The following is a 13,311-nucleotide window of genomic DNA, read 5'->3' on the forward strand; positions in this document are numbered from 1 at the left end:
CCGGAACACCGACCGAAATCGCACCAGCCACCGCCTGCGAGGTCACCACCACCTCAGCCCCAGCGGTCTCGACCATGTAAGCCACCCGCTCCGCCGGCAGACCCGGGTCCACCGGCAGATACGCACCACCCGCCTTCACCACCGCCAGCAACGCCACCACCATCTCGACCCCACGCTCCAACGCGACGCCGACCACCGACTCCGGACCCACCCCACGCCCCACCAACAACCACGCCAACCGATTCGCCCGCTCATCCAACTCCCGGTACGACACCTCCACACCCTCAAACACCACCGCCACCGCACCCGGCGACCGCACCACCTGCGCCTCGAACAACCCCGACAACGTCGACGCCTCAACCCCCACCGCCGTGTCATTCCACTCCACCAACACCCGCCGACGCTCACCGGCATCGAGCACATCGATCGCGCTCAGCGGCACGTCAGGCCCTCCGTCCAGTGCCACCTCCAGTGCCGCCACCAGACCCTCGACTGCCGTACGCACCAGCGCGCCGACGGCCGTCGGCTCAACCGGCGCCACCGCGTCCACGGAGAGACCGATCTCGTCGCCGTTGTCATCCACGAGCAGGGCGAGCGGGTAGTTGGAGCGCTCACGCGCGAACACCAGCCGGGTGCCCTCCATCGCCGTGTCCCAGCTGGCCTCGGCATCCTGGCCGGCGTTGTGGCGGTAGTTGAGGAAGGAGGTGAACAGCGGCCCGTCGCCCAGCATGCCGCTGGCACGCTGCGCCACGACCAACGGAGCGTGCTCGTGCTCCAGTAGTTCGGCAAGCTGCCCGCGCATCCCGGTGACGGCGGCGAGCGCGCCCTGCTCGTCGACGCGGGCGCGCACGGGGAGCATGTTCATGAAGGGGCCGGGGACCCGGTCGGCGCCCGCGCCGGCGTTCAGGCGGCCGAGCAGAACGGTGCCGAAGACCACGTCGCCGCGGCCACTGACCGCGGCGAGCACCCGGGCCCACGTCACGTGCAGTACCGTCGCCGTGCTGACGCCGGCCCGGCGCGCCACGTTCCGCAGCCGAGCAGTCAACTTCTCATCGAGCGGCAGTGTTTCGACCACCGCACCGGTTCCGTCGCCTCGGACGTCGGCCAGCGCGTACGGGGCCGTCGGCTCGGTGATGTCACCGAGCAGTCCCGCGAAGTACTGCTCGTCCGTGGCCCGGTCGGCGCCGCCGCGCACCTGGGCCACGAAGTTGCGGAACGGCAGCGGCTCCGGCAGGTCGTCGTCCTGCCCGGCAAGGAAGGCCTTCACCTCATCGAGCACAACGTTGAGCGCCGTGTGGTCGCGGACGGCGTGGTGCATCCGCATCAGCACCAGCCAGCGTTCGCCGCCGGCGGCTGCTGCGAGTCGGAGGTCGAGCAGCGGCGCCCGGCCCAGGTCCATCGACGAGCCGACGAGTGCGACCAACTCGTTGACGGGATCGGCGCTCTGCGGGTCCAGCGTCACCTCGGCAACCGGCATCACGGCCTTGCGCCACACCACCTGGACCGGCTCGCGCAGACCCTCCCATGCCAGGGCGGTACGGAAGATGTCGTGGCGGTCGATCACCGCCTGCAGGGCGTCCGCGAAGGCGTCCGCCCGTTCCCGCGAGTCGAACTCCAGCACCACCGGCATGACGTAGGCGTCGTCGCCGCCGTCGGCGAGCAGGTGGTGGAAGAGCAGGCCCTCCTGGAGCGGGGCGAGCGGGTAGATGTCCGCGATGTTGGCCGCGCCGCCCTCGACCGTGGCGACGATCCGAGCGACCTCCTCCGTCGTGAGGTCCACCAGCGGAAGCATCTGCGGCGTGATCTCGGTCGCACCCTCCGGGATCAGGTTCTCCGGCACCGCCACCTGTTCCGGACCTGCCGCCAGGGCCAGCCCGGCCGGTGTCGGTGTCTGGAACAGCACCCGGATCGACAGCGCGACGCCGCGGGCCCGCAGGACCTCCGCCAAGCGCACTCCAAGGAGGGAGTGGCCGCCGAGCCGGAAGAAGTCGTCGTCCACGCCCACGTTCTCCAGGCCCAGTACCTCGGCGAACGCGGCGCAGAGTATCTCCTCGCGCACGTTCGCCGGCCCGCGGCCGGCGCCGGTCGTGTACTCGGGGGCGGGCAGGGCCTTGCGGTCCAGCTTCCCGTTCACGGACAGCGGCAGCTCATCCAGCACCACCACGGCGGACGGCACCATGTACTCCGGCAGCCTCTCCCCGACGAACCGGCGCACCGACTCAGGCAGTTCACCGACATCGCCGCCCCCGACGAGGTAGGCGACAAGCCGGATGTCACCGGGGCTGTCGTGGCGGGCGATGACAGCGACCTGCGCGACCCGGGGATGGGCCGCGATAACGGCCTGGACCTCACCCGGCTCGATCCGGAAGCCCCGGATCTTGACCTGCTCGTCGGTACGCCCCAGATACTCGACCACACCATCCGCGTTCCAACGCGCAATGTCACCGGTGCGGTACAACCGCTCACCCGATGCGTACGGCGACGCAACGAACCGCTCCGCCGTCAGACCGGGACGGCCCGCGTAACCACGCGCCAGCTGCACACCCGCCAGATACAACTCACCCGCCACACCCACCGGCACCGGCCGCAACGCACCATCCAGCACGAACACCCGCGTATTCGCCACCGGACCACCGATCGGCACCACCCCACCCCGGTCACCCCGCTCACACTCCCACGCCGTGACATCGACCGAAGCCTCCGTCGGCCCGTACAAGTTGTGCAGCTCCACACCCGGAAGAACCTCGAAGAACCGATCCCGCACCAACGACGTCAGCGCCTCACCCGAACACACCACACGCCGCAACACCCCCGCACAGCCCGCCACCCCCGGATCCGCCAGGAACGCCTCCAGCATCGACGGCACGAAATGCGCCGTCGTCACCCGCTGACCACGAATCACCCCAGCCAGACACGACGGATCCTTGTGACCCTCCGGCCGCACCATCACCAGACCCGCACCCACCGACAACGGCCAGAAGAACTCCCACACCGACACATCAAAACCGAACGGCGTCTTCTGCACCACCCGATCCACACCCTCAAGCCCGAACCGCTCCTGCATCCACACCAACCGGTTCACAATGCCCTCATGCGACACCACCACACCCTTGGGCCGCCCCGTCGAACCCGACGTGAAAATCACATACGCCGGATGCGACGGCAACACCCCCACACCCAACGACACACCCGACAACCCCGCCAACTCCCCCACAACAGCAGGCTCATCCAGCACCACCCGGCCCACGGACGCCGGCACCACACCAACCGACGAACCCACCGACACCACCACCTCGACCCCAGCAGTCTCAACCATGTAAGCCACCCGCTCCGCCGGCAGACCCGGATCCACCGGCAGATACGCACCACCCGCCTTCACCACCGCCAACAACGCCACCACCATCTCGACCCCACGCTCCAACGCGACGCCGACCACCGACTCCGGACCCACCCCACGCCCCACCAACAACCACGCCAACCGATTCGCCCGCTCATCCAACTCCCGGTACGACACCTCCACACCCTCAAACACCACCGCCACCGCACCCGGCGACCGCACCACCTGCGCCTCGAACAACCCCGACAACGTCGACGCCTCAACCCCCACCGCCGTGTCATTCCACTCCACCAACACCCGCCGACGCTCACCGTCGTCCATGAGTTCGGCGTGGTCGGCGAGTTCAGTCGGTTCGACGGACGTCATCCAGTGCACGAGGTTCATGAATCGCCGGGAGATGTCGACCGCCCCCTGCGCTTCATGGCGCTCCGGGTTGACGTCGACGTTGATCTGCAGGCCGGAACGCCCGTAGATGTCGATCCGGACGTCGTCGACCGGGCCGGTGGAGAGGTTGTGTGCCGTGCTGCTGCACGGCCCGAAGCGCAGGTCGTAGTCGAAGTGCATGACGTTGATGTGCAGGCCGCACAGGTCGCTGTCGACGATGTTCAGATCGCCGAGCATGTCCTTGTAGCGGTAGCCCTGGTGGCGCAATCCGTCGCGGACGACTCGGCTGGTCTGCCGGACGACGTCCTCGACGGTGGACTCCGGTCCGATGGACAGCCGCAACGGGATGATGTTGGAGGTCATCCCGGGGATGCCGAGTGTCCGCTTATCGAAGCGGGCGCGCACCGGCAGGCCGATCACCACATCCTGCTCGCCGGTGAGGCGGCGCTGGTACAGGGCGGCGGCGGAGATCACCAGGCCGGGGAGGCTGGTTCGCAGCCGTCGGGCGGCGGCGAGCAGAGCCTCTGAGGCGCCCTGGTCGATGCCGTCGGTGTGGCGCAGTGGCGCCTGCTGGGCGCGTCGGCTGCGGTAGGAGTCGTCGCCGCTGACGGCCGGGTGGTCGGCGAGCACGTGGTGCCAGTACGCCTGGTCGTCCTTGAAGTCGCTGGACGCACGGTAGGCGGCGTCGGCGTCGAACATGACGGAGACCGGTTCGACGGCTCCTTCGGCGGGCGAGCGGCCCTCGACGAGGGCGGTGTAGATCTCGGAGGCCCGGGTGGCGATGAGCAGGGCGCCCTGGCCGTCCAGAACCAGGTGATGCATACGGGTGTACCAGATGTGCCGGTCGTCGGCGACCTTGATGATGGCGGTGCCGCTCAGCGGCTCGTCGACCACCTTCATGGGCCGGTCGAGGTCGGCGTGCATCCAGGCGAGGGCGGCGGCGTGGGGGTCGGCCTCGGTGCTGGCGTCGACCACGTGGACGGGGTAGTCGGCGGCGTCGTGCACGTATTGCCGTGGGCTTCCGTCGATCAGGCGGATGCGCAGGCGGAGGGCCTCGACCTCCTCCGTCCTGAGCCGGGCGGCCTCCACCAGCAGGTCGTGATCGACAGGGCCGTGGATCTCCAGGTATTCGGAGATGTAGAAGGACCGGTTATCGGGGGCGAGTTGCTGGGCGTACCACATACCGAGCTGGCCAGCCATGAGTTCCCGGAGTTCAGCCTCGCGCATTGCCATTTCCGCACACTCCAATCGTTCGTCTCATCGACTGGAACAGCACGGGCCCCCACCACCGAGGCATACCACATGACCGCCCAGCTCTTGGTGCAAAAGCTGTAATCTGGCAGTTCGCACTTCCTTGGTGCCCCGGAAATTTCGGGCCGGCGGATCGGCGTGCGACCGGTTCGTCTCTGCGGCCCGGTTGTCGTGAGGGGTCGTGGAGTCGCCGGTGTGCCGCCTTGCCGGAAACAGAATCCACCGGACGTCGAGCGCCATCGGAACGGTAGGGACCTGGGTGGCGCTGCGGGTGCCCGACAGGGGATTGCTGCTTCGCGGTGATCCACTATGACCCAGTGCCGCACCGGCGATCAATGTTCCGCGTCCGCCTGGCCAACTGCCGCTTCCGCCAACGGCGTCGAGCCCCTCCGGACACGTTCAACTGTGCCGAAGCGGCAGTTGAACAGGGTGTTCCCGGTGTGCGAACCGAGGGGCCGTGAGCAGGTCGGTCGTCCGCCGCCGTTTCCTTGACGGTCTCCGCCGGGTGCTGCGACCGTGACAGCGGCCTATGGCCTGCCCGGTTCGTCCGCCCGCGGTTTTTCTCCGGCCCCGAATCCCGAATGAATGTGTGAGGCACCCGTATGCCCAGTGAGTCGACGGTTTCGCCGCCGCATATCGACCTGGTGGATCCCGAACTCTATTCACATGGTGACCCTTTCACGCAATGGCGGTGGCTGCGCGCGAATGATCCGGTGCATTGGCATCCACCGGCCGAACTGCCGGGTTTCTGGTCGCTGACCCGATACGACAACGTCCGGACGGCGTACAGGGATTCGGAGACATTCAGTTCGGCACAGGGAATTCTATTGCGGCCGGCCGAGCACGGGGCGGATCCCGGGGGCGGGCGCACCCTGGCTCTCACGGATCCGCCGCGTCACAAGCAGCTCCGGGAGCTGGTCGACGGGTGGTTCACGGTCCGTTCGGTGCGGGCGCTGGAGGAGGAGATGCGGGACATCGCGCGCAGCGTGGTGGACCGGGCTCTGGAGCGGGGTGGCTGCGATTTCGTTGCGGACATCGCGGCGCGGATCCCGCTGTATGTGATCTGCAAGATGATGGGGGTCCCGCAGTCCGACTGGGAGTATCTCTATGATTTGACCAGTCAGGCCTTCGCGGCAGGTGATCCGGTCACCCGGCGCTTCGCCCACCTGGAGATCCTGGGATACTTCGAGACGCTCCAGGAGGAGAAGGCGGCCCGGCCGGGCGACGACCTGGTGAGCGTGCTGGCGACGGCGAGTGTCGACGGTGAGCGGCTGAGCCCGGAAGACGTCATCCTCAACTGTGACAACCTGCTGGTCGGCGGCACCGAGAACACCCGGATCGCGGCCTCCGGAGGGATGCTGGCGCTGCTTGAGCATCCCGGCCAGTGGCACGCGTTGTCGCAGGATCCTGGGCTGCTGCCGAACGGGGTCGAGGAGATCCTTCGCTGGACGTCCACCGCGACCCACATCATGCGTACCGCTACCCGGTCGGTGGAGATAGGCGGGCGGCGCATCGCGGCGGGTGACAGGGTCGTGTTCTGGCTCCCGTCGGCCAACCGCGACGAGGAGGTGTTCGAGGATCCCGATCGTTTCGACGTGGGCCGACAGCCCAACCGGCATCTGGCACTGGGATTCGGCGAGCACTTCTGCCTGGGAGCGATGCTCGCCCGGGTGGAACTACGGTTGCTGTACGGCGAGTTGCTCGACCGGTCGGTGCGGGTGGAGCTGGACGGTACGCCGACCCTTCTGTCGTCGATCGTGGTCAACGGTCCGGAGCGTCTACCGGTCCAGCTGAAGGCCGGCTGACCGTCACTTCCTCGCGAGGTACGCCTGCGTCGCGGGCGCATCGGATTGCGAGGCGGCGCAGGTGCCGGGATCCGTAGGTCCGGGCCACCCGGGAGCGGGCTTGCACCATGCCTCGTTGCCGCCCATCGCCGACACGGCGGAAGGGTTCCCGTCCGGCTCCGTGGCGGCCTGCTATGGACCGTCTCCAACGGGCCGTACCGCTCGCGCAGGTCCCGCCATGGAACACGAGCGCGGGTGCGCCGGCGTATCCCGTCCATCAGCTGCCGCTTGGTGTGCACCGGCCCCCGTCCAGGCTTTTTCCCGACGGGGAGTACCAGCTTCAGCTTCGCCCACTGTGCATTCGTCAGATCATGCCTCCCCACGCGGTGGATCCCGACACATCGAGATCCACTTCTGGGACGCGTCCCGAACCTCACAGGGCAATACACCTGGTCCTGTCCGGGCCCGAGGGCGGGTGGCGTCTGGTGGCCCCCCGAGGGGTCGACGTCACCGTTCTCCCACTTGGGGTCGTAGGCCCAGGGCGGACCGTTCAGCGGTACGCCGCACACGAAAGACCCGGTGTGTCCCTCCGCCATGACGCTGCATCCGGACACACCGGGTTGTGGGAAGAGGTCAGGCGCCGCGCTGGACCGGACCGATGAGGGTACCGGTGGCCACCTCGAGCTTGCCCTGGGCGACGGACGTACCAGGGATCTCCCCGTCCGGAGCCTGGAGCGTGAACGATGCCTCCCCCGCGGCGGTGCTGCGGCCGCTACTGGGAACCTGGATATCGAAGTGCACGGGGTGGCCCGGGCCGAAGGTCACCACGGTTGCCTGGTTGCCGTAGTGGCCGGCGGTGACCCCGATATCCGAACCGCGGTCCGAGAAACTCACGTTGGTGGGCGAACCGGCCAGCTTGCACGGCTCGTACCCGCGCGGCGCGGTCAGCGTCACGCGGTAGTGACGGTGCCCTGCGCTGGCGGGCGCATCGGTGATCTTCGCGGTGTGGTTGGCCGGCCGGCAGGCCGAAGGGGCGAGGCCGCCGGCCGTTACGGGCGAAGCCTGCGCGACTCCCGCACCAACAGCACCCGTCAGCGCAGTGGCGGCGACGGTGACGGCGAACTTCCAGTTTGTACGCATCCTGAACACTCCTTGCCTTGCTTAATGGCCCTGTGGGTGTTCTCCATCAGAACCATGGTCAACACGATTCCTGCCCCTCAACACTCGCGGGGAATGTCTCAGGATTGACACGGCCGTACGACCAGACGTGTGCAACCCATACGGACCGTTGAGGTTCGACCACACGTCTGAAGGTCCCGCCCGAAGGGCGCGTCCGGTCGCTCACTGAGGGTTTCGCTTTGCCGTCGGGTGGTGACTGCCGGCGATCCCTGCGGTGCCGATGGGATGCGGTACGCGGAGTGTGGGGCCTGACTGTTGAGCGGCGGGCGCTCATGAACAGGTACGGCGAGAGGCCGGAGGGGCGGTTCGCGGCAGGGTGGGAAGACCGCGGTGATCGCGATGCCGGGTTCAGGCGGGGATCGCCGCCGTTTCCGGGTGAGTGGGTCGACGGCGACTGTGTGGCAGCCGCTGAAAAGGCATGGCTGGAAAGTCGGGATCCGCACCCGTCCGACGGCGGCAGTTCCTGGTGACCACTGAAAGCGCCACGGCTACACATCTCCTGTATCAGAACAGTGAGTTGTTACCCCGCAGCCGGCGGCGCAGGAACGTGGCGAAGGTCTGGTCCTCCAGGCAGGTGAGCGCGGAGCCGTTCGGCTCGATGCAGGCGATGCGCCAGTCCTGCGGGGCGCCCTTGGTGGTGAGCCAGCCGGTTGCTCGGCCCTCGACCTCTCCCCACTGCAGGAACAGTCGGTCCTCGTCCAGCCACCGCAGGACCGGGGACGCCGCGGTGTCCCCTGCGACGGGGAACACCCGCACTCCGGCGATGACACCGCCCGGGAACTCCCGCATGACCGTCAGGTAGTCCTCCGGGAGCACGTCGAAGGACTCGTTCACGGCCCGGTCCAGAAGCTCTTCCGCGTACTGCCGGACGCCCGGGATGCCGACGCTCCGCACCACCGTGAGGATCTCCTCGACCGCCCCGATATGCGGATTGGCCAGCGTCGTGGCCGTCTGTCGCATGTCGTCTGCGACATTCCAGAACGTGTTCGACTCGTATTCCTCATAGGTCTCGAACGCGGGAACTCCCTCAGGGCGCCCCAGAAGAGCCCGCGTGATGAATTCCGATGCGGAGAAAGGAAGGTCCAGCCACACCTGGAAATCGCGTTCGGCGAGGACGGTCGTCCAGTTCGCGGTGTTCTGGTCGGTGGTGTCCCACAGCAGCACGCCGTCACGGGCGGTGCGCCCCCACGGCACCATGCCGCCGGGGTTGGGGAAGAAGGGCAGGGGAAGCTCCTGTTCGCGGGTACGGAGGGACGCCTCCATGTCCTCGATGCGCGGCGCGGCGTCCTCCGTGAAGTGCTCCAGGGAACGCACAGGAAGAGCGGCACGCCCGAGAAGCACGGAACCCGCGATCACCCCCTTCTGCACTGCCTGGAGCAGCAGTTCGCAGTCCTCGGGGATCACGTGCTCGTGCCCGCCGCCCTCCGTCCGCACCGGGGCGTCAAGACCGAGCAGCCGGACGACATCGAGATGATTCACGTGTTCCTCCCTGAACGGCGGCGGTCGCGGGCGGGCAGTCGCCGGCCGCTGACCGCGCCACCACCCTCCGGCACGCGTCGGCTACCGTCTGCTGACGACGATCGAGAGCACCCGTAGCGGCTGCAGGCACGTTCCCACAGATGCCGGATCGGTCGGTCCTGGTTGGGAACGACTCTGGATCTTCCGTCGAACCCCGGCTGTCAGCTTTGCTGAGGATGAAGCGCTGACCGACGGTGTCGATCTGGGCCATGCCCTTCCCAGCGTTCGCGTGCCTGCTGGTCCTGTTCACCCTGGCAGAGAGTGCGTGGAGCTCGGCGAAGGGGCTCGGCGAAAGCGCACGCGAAGGCCCCTGACGGAAGCTGAGCACCAGGTCAGCGCACCCGACCGCGCGGCTTCAGGGCGACAGGCGGCAGTTCGGGAGCGGGTAGCCGGCCCCCGTCGTACCCCTTCACCTCACCGAAGCGGGAGCTCTCCATCCACCCCCTCCGCGCCTCCTCGATTTCCTCATGCGACCGCCCGATGAAGTTCCACCACATGACGATCTCCTCCTCGAAGGGCTCGCCGCCGAGAAGCATGAGGCCCGCGTCGGTGTCCGCGCGCAAGGGGAGTTCGGTCCGGCCGCAGCCGAGGTAGAGCATGGAACCGGGCAGCACGGGTACGCCGTCGACCTCGGCCTGGCCGGACATCGAGAGCACCGCGTACTCGAAGTCCGGGTCGAGTGGCAGTCGGGCCTCGGCGCCGGCGGACAGGGCCAGGTCGGCGCCGACGATCGGGGTGTACGTGGTGCCGGGCGAAGTGGCACCGTCGAGTTCGCCCAGGATCAGGGTGGCGGTGAGACCGGGGGCACTGACGATCGGCAGTTCGGTGTGGTGCTGGAAGTGCGGCTCGAGATGGCGGTGGGCGTCCGGCAGGGCGACCCAGAGCTGGGCGCCGTGCAGAAACCTCGCATGCGGCTTCGGGCTCTCCTCGGAGTGACTGATGGCCCGGCCGGAGGTCATCAGTCCCAGCTCGCGCGGGCGGACGGTGCGGAGACTGCCGAGGCTGTCCCGGTGCAGGACCTCACCCTCGTGCAGCCAGCTGACCGTCTGCAGGCCCATGTGGGGGTGGGGCGGTACCTGCATCCCTGGCTCGCCGGCGATGTCGTCGGGGCCGTAATGATCGACAAAGGCCCATGCGCCGACCATCCGGCGACCCAGATTGGGCAGCAGTCTGCGGACCTCGGTGGACTCACCCAGCCGGACATGGCGCGGGGTGAGGAGTTCACGTACAGGCTCGGCGACGACGAAGCCCCGTCCTCCACAGACGGAGAGTGTGGCCTGGCGATCGAGATTGCTCATGGCGCTCAACCTATTCCCGCGCGGGCCCGGGGTGCCGGTACCCACGCCGAAAATTTAGTGGAATATTCAACCAGTGCACCATGTTGGGGAGACTGCGGCACGGCTGAGCGTATGGCCGGGTCAGTGGCTGGACAGGGCCGGGAGCGATCCCGGGACGGTCCGTGAACGAGGAGGTCAAGTGAGCGACACCTATTTCGAGTTCGGTACGTCCGCCGACCGCTGGGACCGTGCGCAGATGTTCTTCGAAGCGAAGGAGTACATGACTGCGGCCCGGATCCTGGAAGGCCTGGTCGAGGAGGCGCCGGAGCAGGTCTCCCCGCGTCTGCTGCTGGCCCGGGCCTACTACCACTCGGCTCGGCTCGGCAGGGCCGAGACGGAACTGCGGGCGGTTCTGGAGCGCGACCCGGTGGAGCACTACGCGCGGCTGATGCTCGGCCGCACGCTTGAGCGCCAGGGGCGAAGCGCGGAGGCGAGCGGTCATCTGCGGATGGCGGCGGCGTTGTCCGGGGACTTCGACGCGGACCGGACAGGGCTCTAACGGTCGCGTGGGGCGTTCGACAGGCGGTTCAGCCATTCCGTCATGAGGGCGCCCTCGGCCGGACTGAGTGCCGGATCCGGCGACTGCCGCAGCAGCGCGCTCAGCCGGGCCGCGGTGGACGGCACGGGGGCCTCGGACACGGCGGCACCCGTGTCGTCCGCGTCGTCGGAGGCACCGGACACATCCGGGGTGAAGACCGCGGCATGCACGGCGTCGCGTACCCGCCGTGACACGCTCGCGTCGCCGAAGGTCGCGGGGCGGGCGACGAGCATCGGCCCTCCGGAGTCCCCTCCCCGCTTCGGACGCTCGGACAATCCGGATGCCTTCCGCCCGTCCCGCGTGATACTTCACTCGGTCATGACCGACCTTGAGACTCCCCGCCTCTTCCTCCGCCTGATGAGCGCCTCAGATGCCTTGCGGGTGATGGCGGGCAAACCGGGCGACGGTGCCCGCTGGGCGCCCGGATACCCGTCCCCCGGCGAGATGGCCGCGGCCGAGCGCTTCCTCGACACATGCGCGACGACGGGTGATCCCAGCCCCTTCGGTTCGTACGAGATATGTCGCCGCGACAACGGAGAGGTGATCGGCGGGCTGGGATTCCATGGCGCTCCGGACGACGACGGACACGTCACGATCGGCTATGGTCTCGTGCCCTCGGCTCAGGGCATGGGTTACGCCTCCGAGGCACTGCGCGCACTGCTCCAGTTCGCCCGCGACCAGGGTGTGAGCTGCGTGCACGGCGACACCGATCTGGACAACCTCGCGTCGCAGCACGTCATGACAGCCGTCGGTATGCACCTGGTGAAGGAGGACGCGCTGCTGAAGCACTACCGGATCGACTGGGATCGGCAAGCCGAGGAGTGAGTCCCCGCCGGCCCGGCCCCGTGCGGGTACGTACAGCCGTCGGCTCGGTTGCGCAGGACGGGACGACAGAACCCGCCGGGAAGCTCCCGGCGGGTTCCGATGTCTACTGGTGGGCAGTGGCGCGTCGGTCAGCCGGCCGCGGTGGCAGCCCGGTTCGCCGCACCGTTTCCGGTCCTGACGGAGTCGGTCCCCGGCACGAGAAGCTGTTCCGTCAGCCAGCCGAAGACGAGGCCGAAGGTGATCCAGAGAGTGGCCTGCACGGCGAGCGTGGCCAGACGGAACTCCCACAGCAGGCCGGCCGGGAAGTCCTTTCCGACCTCGTTGAACGAGGGCAGGAACACGTAGGCGACCCCGATCACGACGACGTAGGCGGCGGATGCGGTGATCGTCGCGTTCCAGTTGCCCAAGCGTGGAGCCAGCCGCTTGCCGAAGATGACGGCAGCGACGGCCAGCAGCACGCTGAGGGCGACCATCAGGAAGAACAGGGCGGTGCGTCGGCCGATCGTGTCGGGGTTGCCGACCGCCGGCGGGTTGGCCGGGTACTTCAGGAACGGCACGATGTACACCGCCAGCAGGGCCGCACCCGCGATCAGGGCGGCCGTTGCCCGCGGGCCGAATCTGCCGATCCGGCCGAGGGCGTAACAGAAGACGAGGGCGGCGATGCCGCCGATCGCCACACCGAAGACGAGCACACCGGTGGCCAGGCCGGCGGTGGACTGCATGGTGCGGCTGACGAGTTCCTCGCCGCCGCCGTGGTCATGGCTGTGCGCCTCTTCGAGAGCGATGGCCGCGTCCACCCGGGACTCGCCGAGGAAGTAGGCGACGACCAGAGCGAGCGCGCCCGCGGCGAGGCCGGCCAGCATGCCGCGGACGAGCAGGGCTCTGACAGATATGGAGTTCATGAGGATTTCCCCTGGATCGGACGGTACGTCAGTGGCAGGGGAAACCGAGGAGGTGGCGGCCGTCGTGGACCCACTCGTGGACGCCTTCGCCGGAGATGACCGCGGTGGCGCCCTGCTCGGCGCCGACGAAGTACAGCAGTACGAGCATGAGGATGCCGAAGAAGACCGCCCAAGGGGCAATGGCCTTCAGGGAGATGGGGGTGATCGCCGGTACGGCGGTGGCGGGGACAGCTGTCTGTGCCATGGCAGAACCTCC

10 protein-coding genes and 1 pseudogene are annotated in these 13,311 nt (G+C 68.3%); 3 read left to right on the top strand and 8 right to left on the bottom strand.

What is annotated here, in order from left to right:
• The coding region (locus tag GA0115254_RS27435) for a non-ribosomal peptide synthetase (RefSeq protein WP_141720916.1) at positions 1–4,954 on the bottom strand (4,954 nt) is incomplete at its 3' end.
• Positions 4,955–5,799: 845 nt separating this feature from the next.
• On the opposite strand from GA0115254_RS27435, the gene GA0115254_RS27440 reads away from it, so the two are divergent.
• Positions 5,800–6,777, top strand: coding sequence for a cytochrome P450 (locus GA0115254_RS27440; protein WP_256102804.1), 978 nt, complete (start codon positions 5,800–5,802; stop codon positions 6,775–6,777).
• 179 nt (positions 6,778–6,956) lie between these two features.
• Here GA0115254_RS27440 and GA0115254_RS27445 read toward each other — a convergent pair.
• From GA0115254_RS27445 to GA0115254_RS27460, 4 genes and pseudogenes are all read right to left on the bottom strand, one after another.
• Positions 6,957–7,352, bottom strand: a pseudogene (locus tag GA0115254_RS27445) (transposase); the annotation flags it as partial.
• A gap of 37 nt (positions 7,353–7,389) precedes the next feature.
• Positions 7,390–7,896 carry a DUF4232 domain-containing protein gene (locus GA0115254_RS27450; protein WP_093897976.1) on the bottom strand — a complete coding sequence of 169 codons (507 nt, stop codon included), beginning with the start codon at positions 7,894–7,896 and terminating at the stop codon, positions 7,390–7,392.
• Positions 7,897–8,439: 543 nt separating this feature from the next.
• Positions 8,440–9,414 (bottom strand): hypothetical protein, encoded by a 975-nt coding sequence (locus GA0115254_RS27455; RefSeq protein ID WP_093897977.1) that lies wholly within the window; start codon positions 9,412–9,414, stop codon positions 8,440–8,442.
• Between the two features lie 371 nt (positions 9,415–9,785).
• The gene (locus tag GA0115254_RS27460; RefSeq protein WP_093897978.1) at positions 9,786–10,751 is read right to left on the bottom strand and encodes a pirin family protein; all 966 of its coding nucleotides are present in this window, start codon (positions 10,749–10,751) and stop codon (positions 9,786–9,788) included.
• A gap of 178 nt (positions 10,752–10,929) precedes the next feature.
• Here GA0115254_RS27460 and GA0115254_RS27465 point away from each other — a divergent pair, with 178 nt between their 5' ends.
• The gene (locus GA0115254_RS27465; RefSeq protein WP_093897979.1) at positions 10,930–11,289 is read left to right on the top strand and encodes a tetratricopeptide repeat protein; all 360 of its coding nucleotides are present in this window, start codon (positions 10,930–10,932) and stop codon (positions 11,287–11,289) included.
• On the opposite strand, the gene GA0115254_RS27470 is transcribed toward GA0115254_RS27465, so the two are convergent.
• The gene (locus GA0115254_RS27470; RefSeq protein ID WP_093897980.1) at positions 11,286–11,561 is read right to left on the bottom strand and encodes a hypothetical protein; all 276 of its coding nucleotides are present in this window, start codon (positions 11,559–11,561) and stop codon (positions 11,286–11,288) included. The two genes, GA0115254_RS27465 and GA0115254_RS27470, sit on opposite strands and share 4 nt — an antisense overlap.
• A gap of 85 nt (positions 11,562–11,646) precedes the next feature.
• On the opposite strand from GA0115254_RS27470, the gene GA0115254_RS27475 reads away from it, so the two are divergent.
• On the top strand, positions 11,647–12,153 hold the full coding sequence (locus tag GA0115254_RS27475; protein WP_093898013.1) for a GNAT family N-acetyltransferase: 507 nt from the start codon (positions 11,647–11,649) through the stop codon (positions 12,151–12,153).
• 128 nt (positions 12,154–12,281) lie between these two features.
• Here the strand turns inward: GA0115254_RS27475 and GA0115254_RS27480 are convergent, their stop codons facing one another.
• Positions 12,282–13,055, bottom strand: a complete 774-nt coding sequence (locus tag GA0115254_RS27480) for a CbtA family protein (protein ID WP_093897981.1) — start codon at positions 13,053–13,055, stop codon at positions 12,282–12,284.
• A 28-nt stretch (positions 13,056–13,083) separates the two neighbouring features.
• Entirely contained in the window at positions 13,084–13,299 is a 216-nt protein-coding gene (locus GA0115254_RS27485) for a CbtB domain-containing protein (protein WP_093897982.1), read from the bottom strand.
• Between the last annotated feature and the right edge of the window lie 12 nt (positions 13,300–13,311).

Source organism: Streptomyces sp. Ncost-T10-10d (assembly GCF_900091955.1).
GTDB lineage: Bacteria > Actinomycetota > Actinomycetes > Streptomycetales > Streptomycetaceae > Streptomyces.

Bases quoted from the DNA above. Each gene is read 5' to 3' on its own strand.
- GA0115254_RS27450 (WP_093897976.1), bottom strand. From the start codon at position 7,896: ATGCGTACAAACTGGAAGTTCGCCGTCACCGTCGCCGCCACTGCGCTG.
- GA0115254_RS27485 (WP_093897982.1), bottom strand. From the start codon at position 13,299: ATGGCACAGACAGCTGTCCCCGCCACCGCCGTACCGGCGATCACCCCC.
- GA0115254_RS27470 (WP_093897980.1), bottom strand. From the start codon at position 11,561: ATGCTCGTCGCCCGCCCCGCGACCTTCGGCGACGCGAGCGTGTCACGG.
- GA0115254_RS27460 (WP_093897978.1), bottom strand. From the start codon at position 10,751: ATGAGCAATCTCGATCGCCAGGCCACACTCTCCGTCTGTGGAGGACGG.
- GA0115254_RS27480 (WP_093897981.1), bottom strand. From the start codon at position 13,055: ATGAACTCCATATCTGTCAGAGCCCTGCTCGTCCGCGGCATGCTGGCC.
- GA0115254_RS27475 (WP_093898013.1), top strand. From the start codon at position 11,647: ATGACCGACCTTGAGACTCCCCGCCTCTTCCTCCGCCTGATGAGCGCC.